The organism is Acinetobacter sp. HR7, assembly GCF_000773685.1.
In the GTDB taxonomy this organism is placed as follows: domain Bacteria; phylum Pseudomonadota; class Gammaproteobacteria; order Pseudomonadales; family Moraxellaceae; genus Acinetobacter; species Acinetobacter thermotolerans.
In genome coordinates this window covers 1-5,812 of record NZ_JPQO01000113.1, presented here as the reverse complement: position 1 = coordinate 5,812, position 5,812 = coordinate 1, and the positions used below count along the sequence as shown (strand labels likewise).

At 42.1% G+C, this 5,812-nt stretch carries 4 protein-coding genes; 1 reads left to right on the top strand and 3 read right to left on the bottom strand.

All coding sequences use genetic code 11. The features are described from left to right. Window positions 1–466: 466 nt before the first annotated feature. On the bottom strand, window positions 467–1,459 hold the full coding sequence (locus GW12_RS05910) for a TauD/TfdA family dioxygenase (protein ID WP_034584760.1): 993 nt from the start codon (window positions 1,457–1,459) through the stop codon (window positions 467–469). A gap of 84 nt (window positions 1,460–1,543) precedes the next feature. Next, a complete protein-coding gene (locus tag GW12_RS05905; RefSeq protein ID WP_034584757.1) occupies window positions 1,544–2,818 on the bottom strand; it encodes an NAD(P)/FAD-dependent oxidoreductase in 1,275 nt (424 codons plus the stop codon). Window positions 2,819–3,107: 289 nt separating this feature from the next. On the opposite strand from GW12_RS05905, the gene GW12_RS05900 reads away from it, so the two are divergent. Then, window positions 3,108–4,217 (top strand): S-(hydroxymethyl)glutathione dehydrogenase/class III alcohol dehydrogenase, encoded by a 1,110-nt coding sequence (locus GW12_RS05900; protein ID WP_034584753.1) that lies wholly within the window; start codon window positions 3,108–3,110, stop codon window positions 4,215–4,217. Window positions 4,218–4,477: 260 nt separating this feature from the next. Here the strand turns inward: GW12_RS05900 and GW12_RS05895 are convergent, their stop codons facing one another. Next, entirely contained in the window at window positions 4,478–5,266 is a 789-nt protein-coding gene (locus GW12_RS05895) for a phytanoyl-CoA dioxygenase family protein (protein WP_034584750.1), read from the bottom strand. Window positions 5,267–5,812: the final 546 nt, after the last annotated feature.

Sequence of the window (5,812 nt, the reverse complement as noted above, 5' to 3'; positions counted from 1 at the left end):
GCGGTCTTTTTTATTTTTTAGGTTTTTATATGAAGTGTAGGAGAGATTAATTTGTTAGAAAGATGCAAGGTGATCTCTATAACATTTTGCTTCTGACCAACGAGCTAAAATCAAAATAGCTGTCTACACTATATTCAATGGGCTAAAAAGTAATGGCTATCAGATATATATAGGCTGATCTAAATATTTAGCTAAAAAATTATCGCCTCGATGGGTAGACGTTTTACTTTCAATCACTCTTGGAAAATTAACTGTAATAGGGCTAGGACAAAGAGCGATTTCGTTCAGCAGTAGGGGCGGCATTTCAAATACTCATCTACTTTAAATAATAAAATGCTGGTGTTTATGGAGTAATTAATAGGGATAGTCAAAAGCTACGTAGAAAATAGCTTTTAATTTAACAAGCTCTGTTATCCATTTTGAAAGGTATAAAAAAAGAGGCTTTAGCCTCTTTTTTTGTTTAGATTTAAGCCGCCATACCAAGGCCTTTAGGAATCCCATTACGGCCAGGAAAGTCTGGTGATAGTGCTCTGGCGTTCGGCATTTTCAGCCATAGACGCAGCAGCTTGCGACGTTGTGCAGGATCGTCATAATCTTCAAACGAGGTACGGGAATGCATCACACAGTAATTATTGCAGAACTGGATATCTCCTGGCTCTAGCATCATGTCCAGACGCAATTCTGGATCATGACTGAGACGGTCAAACAGGTCGAAGGCTTCGATTTGTACCTGAGAGAGCGGTACATTTCTGCGGGCATGGCCTAATTCAATATAATGGCGTAAATAGCGGCATGCTAGTTTGCCATCATGGTAGCTGAAAATCGGAGTCAAGGATGGATCGACTTCACCTAGATGGTCATACCATGCTGTATGGTAGTAATAGCCCAAATATTCTGGATACTCTTCAAGAATACGATTATATACGGTAGAAGAGCTGATAATACTGCTTAAGCCGCCTTCTTTGGCTTTACGGATCGACAATAGACCGACCACATCGCTCATGTCCGAGTGATACGGCAGATAGGCATTGGTTTCATAGACCCGGGTCATTTTATTGTTTTTATCACCGACATTTTCTACAAAACCGATCAGATCTCCACGGGCATTCTGGGTCACAGGTGTGCCCATATGCAGGCCAAGCAGATAATAAATATTGGCTAGTTGGTTTTCAGAATATTTTTGTGCATCCAGACCACGGATTACAATAAAACCATAACCATTTTCCAGTTCATCAGAAATAGCCAGAACCTGTTTCAGAAATTCCGGATCTTCAATTTGAATATCGTTGAGATCAAAATTTGGAGCATTCAGCTGTTTTGCTTCCAGTTTTTCTAAAGCTTCATCAAAAATCTGGACCATATGGTCAGACAGATGATAGATCCAATCTTCTTTCTGAGCTATTTCAGCACCTACCCATGCACATTTGTCAGTAATTCTAGATTTTAAAATGGTATTCATGATGATCCTCACATATGGAGATATGTCCTTCAATTGAAAAAGCACATATAAGTCTTCAGCCTATATGTGCCCATGATGAGTTGTTCAGGCTGAATGTTTCAGCAAATTTTTATCAGTTTGATATTCCTGATATTTGCGCTGGATATCGATGTGTTCAGCAATATATTTGGCATCGTGCCATACGCCCCAGATAAAGCTTGAACCACGCCCGGTCAGGTATGGCAGGCCAAGGAAATACACGCCACGTTCAGTGGAAATGCCATTTTTATGTTTTGGTTTATTGAACTCATCAAAGGCATTTACCTGTAACCAGCTATAGTCATAACCAAAACCGGATGCCCAGATCACAGTCGTGATATTAGCCGCCTGCATATCCAGTTCAAGAATTGGATTAGTCACACATTCAGGATCTGGTAGGATGGTACGTGCGCTTGGTTCTAATGGCAGACTCAGGCCATTGTTCTCGATATAGGCATCCGCTTCATCATAGAAAGCCAGTAACGCTGCATCACCTTCATCCAGATTGTGTTTCAGGTTGTCTTTAAACTTAATAGTTTGTTCTTCAAAGGATTCGGTACTGCCGAGCAATGTAATGCCTTGATTGGCTAAAACGCGGAAATCGACATTGACACCGCCATGCGCGCCGCTGACAGCGAATCCTTTTAGCGGGCCAGTATCGGTACGCATAAAGTCCCAACCACCGAGTACGCCTAACCACCAGACATTGTCACGGTTACGGTACGTACGTGGTGGACGTTCATGACGACCTACGGATAGATAAACTTTCTTGCCAGCACGGTTCAGTTCATCGGCAATTTGTACACCAGATGAACCGGCACCAATCACGAGAACTGCACCTTCAGGCAATTGTTGCGGATTTTTGTACTGGTCTGAATGGATTTGGTAGAAGGACGGATTTTGTGGCGCAATGGCAGGAATCACCGCTTTCTGGAAAGCGCCGGTTGCCGAAACGATATGCTGCGCGTAAATCGTGCCTTCAGAGGTTTCTACCGTGAAGCCGAGCCGATTTTCAGATTTAGCAACTTTGTGTACAGTTACGCCCGTATGAATCGGTAAGTTAAATTTTTTCGCGTATTGTTCGAAGTATTCAGCCACTTTATCGTGATGCACAAAGCTGTCCGGATCCGCATCAAATTCCATATTTGGAAAACGGTCATGCCAGCATGGTCCATTCGCTACCAGCGAATCCCAGCGGCGGGTACGCCATGCTTCAGCAATACGATTTTTTTCAAGTACAACGTGGGAAATGCCCATTTTGGTCAAATGCTCGCTCATGGCGACGCCTGCTTGTCCAGCACCTACGACCACAGTATCAATATGCAGATCATTTAATTTCATCTTAGTATCCTTATTTCCAAGCTCACTGTGTCAGTGTGCGTTATGCGTTCGCTGAGACCGGTTCAAGCTTGGTCTCGCTAACGAATCTGTTTCGATGAATTAAATATAAGTAGCTCTATTGAATAGTGAAAATCATATAAGCAGAACGCCTGCATCAAAAAAACCGAATTGCTTGACATGCAGTCCAGCCCTATAAAAGATCCACAAATAGGTTTAAAGATTTGAACATACAGTTAAGTTCTTAAACCTTGATTTCGCATTTAATTCGTATATGAAAAGGCAGGTAGAAATGAAATCACGTGCAGCTGTAGCATTTGGCCCAGGCCAACCTTTGGAAATTGTAGAGGTGGATGTCGCACCGCCCAAAGCTGGTGAAGTGCTGGTCAAAATTACCCATACTGGAGTATGTCATACTGATGCATTTACCCTGTCTGGTGATGACCCTGAAGGCGTGTTCCCGGCAATTCTGGGTCATGAAGGTGCAGGTGTTGTGGTTGAAGTGGGTGAAGGCGTGACTAGCTTGAAACCAGGCGATCACGTGATTCCACTGTACACTGCAGAATGTGGTGAATGCCTATTCTGTAAATCAGGTAAAACCAATCTGTGTGTAGCTGTCCGTGCCACCCAAGGTAAAGGTGTCATGCCAGATGGAACCACTCGCTTTTCTTACAATGATCAGCCGATCTACCATTACATGGGTTGTTCAACTTTCTCTGAATACACTGTCGTGGCTGAAGTGTCTCTGGCAAAAATCAACCCAGAAGCCAATCATGAACACGTATGTCTGTTGGGTTGTGGTGTAACCACAGGTATTGGTGCAGTGCATAACACCGCCAAAGTTCAGGAAGGTGATACGGTTGCTGTATTCGGTCTGGGCGGTATTGGCCTGGCAGTCGTTCAAGGTGCACGTCAGGCAAAAGCCAGCCGTATTTTTGCAGTAGATACCAATCCAGAAAAATTTGAACTGGCTAAACAGTTTGGTGCAACTGATTTCCTTAATCCGAAAGATTATGACAAGCCAATTCAGCAAGTGATCGTAGAGCTGACAGGCTGGGGCGTAGACCATTCCTTCGAATGTATTGGCAATGTCGATGTGATGCGTTCAGCGCTGGAATGTGCACATCGTGGTTGGGGCCAGTCAGTCATTATTGGCGTTGCGGGTGCTGGTAAAGAAATCTCAACTCGTCCGTTCCAGCTAGTCACCGGCCGTAAATGGATGGGAACAGCATTTGGCGGTGTAAAAGGCCGCACCCAGTTACCGGGTATGGTGGAGCAGGCGATGAAAGGGGATATCCAGTTAGAACCATTTGTCACACATACCATGCCACTCGAACAGATTAATGAAGCATTTGACCTCATGCATGAAGGGAAATCGATCCGTACCGTGATTCATTTCTAAGTAAATGCAATCTTGATTTCTCCACTTAAATAGTTGCTCTCTTTGGCCCTGACTTGCTCAGGGCTTTTTTTATTTTTTAAATACGCAGAATGAAACAACAGAGCAGGCTTGATTCAAGTAAAGATTGGAAATGAAGGCTTTAATTAATGTTTATTTAAAAAATCCGATTGAAGCCCCTTGAAAAAACATAAAAAAAGCCAATGTCCGAATGGGCAAACATTGGCGAAAAGGGGTAAACAACAAATTTGGAGGTTGATGGGTTAAGCTACAAATGGGAACTCATCTTCAGGGAGAGCATCTCCAGTTGCTAGTTTGCCAATCAGGTGTGGATATTGAGGAGAAGTTTTGCCACCACGATCTACGTAGACCGCGTCATCACCTAACCAGCGGAATGACACTGCACGACGGGAATGGGTGCTAGACAAGTTTCCAGGAGCGCCATGAACAGTACGGTAGTCAAATGCGACTGCATCGCCTGGCTCGAGTGCCCAGCCTAAAATATTGTATTGGTCACGGTTGGCATCGATATCCGGCAGGATTTCTTCTTTACTATTGTGTTGATAGTATTCACCGGTAAAACTTTGTGGACGATAGAGTGCATCCCATTGATGTGAACCAGCGACAAATTCAATCGTTGACTCACGTGATACTGGATCCAGTGGAATCCACAGACTTAACGTTTGTTTGGCATCAACAGGATAGTAAGGTGTATCGTGGTGCCATGGTGTGACTTTGGATGAGCCTGCAGCTTTTACCAAAACATGTTCATGGAAAATACGCACACGCTGTGCCTGCATCAGATTTTTTACGATTTCTGCAGCAGGACTTTCTTCGATAAATTGTTTGAATTCCTGAATGCGCTGCCAGTTGCAGTAGTCTGCCCAGAAACGGCCTTTGGATTCACCCGGTGTATAATCACGGAACCATTCACCTGGATTCTGTTCATTGGCATTGACACCTGCAGTTAGCACATCCATCCAGTCTTTAAATAAACCGCGCAAAACAACCACGCCGTCACGTTTAAATATTTCTCTTTCTTCTTCCAGCATCGCTATAACTCCTTAATCAGTCGGGATAACTATTTTTTGATGTTGAGGAAAATATAAGGAGCGTAAGAGGAATAAGAAAGACGCAATAAGAAAAGTGCTAATTAGGTTTTTTTGAATTAGAAAATGGCACGTAGATATATATCTATTTGGAAGGTTGATTCTATTCTTTAAATATAAGTAGAGACGGAATTTTTATCTTAAATATAGTTGAATTATTTTTTAAGTTATTGAAATAAAATAATTAATTTTCTTTATTGTCTTGAAGAGAGATATCTATTAAAAAGAATGGTAATTTGTGTAGCAATCCAGGCTGAAATAAAAATCTCTGAATTAAATACTCTTCATTGAATCAGTTTGAAAATCATAAGTGTTTGATTTGAAGGACTGGACGAAGAAATATGCCTTTTAAGAAGAATATCAAAGTACTGATTCAAGCTATTTGTAACCATTTTAAACAAACTACTTTCATTTAAATCTAAAAAACTTGTTATAAATTAATTACTACGAAAACATTCAATATTTATTTAGGCTCTAGACTAGCAAAAT

Bases quoted from the DNA above. Each gene is read 5' to 3' on its own strand.
- GW12_RS05910 (WP_034584760.1), bottom strand. From the start codon at position 1,459: ATGAATACCATTTTAAAATCTAGAATTACTGACAAATGTGCATGGGTA.
- GW12_RS05905 (WP_034584757.1), bottom strand. From the start codon at position 2,818: ATGAAATTAAATGATCTGCATATTGATACTGTGGTCGTAGGTGCTGGA.
- GW12_RS05900 (WP_034584753.1), top strand. From the start codon at position 3,108: ATGAAATCACGTGCAGCTGTAGCATTTGGCCCAGGCCAACCTTTGGAA.
- GW12_RS05895 (WP_034584750.1), bottom strand. From the start codon at position 5,266: ATGCTGGAAGAAGAAAGAGAAATATTTAAACGTGACGGCGTGGTTGTT.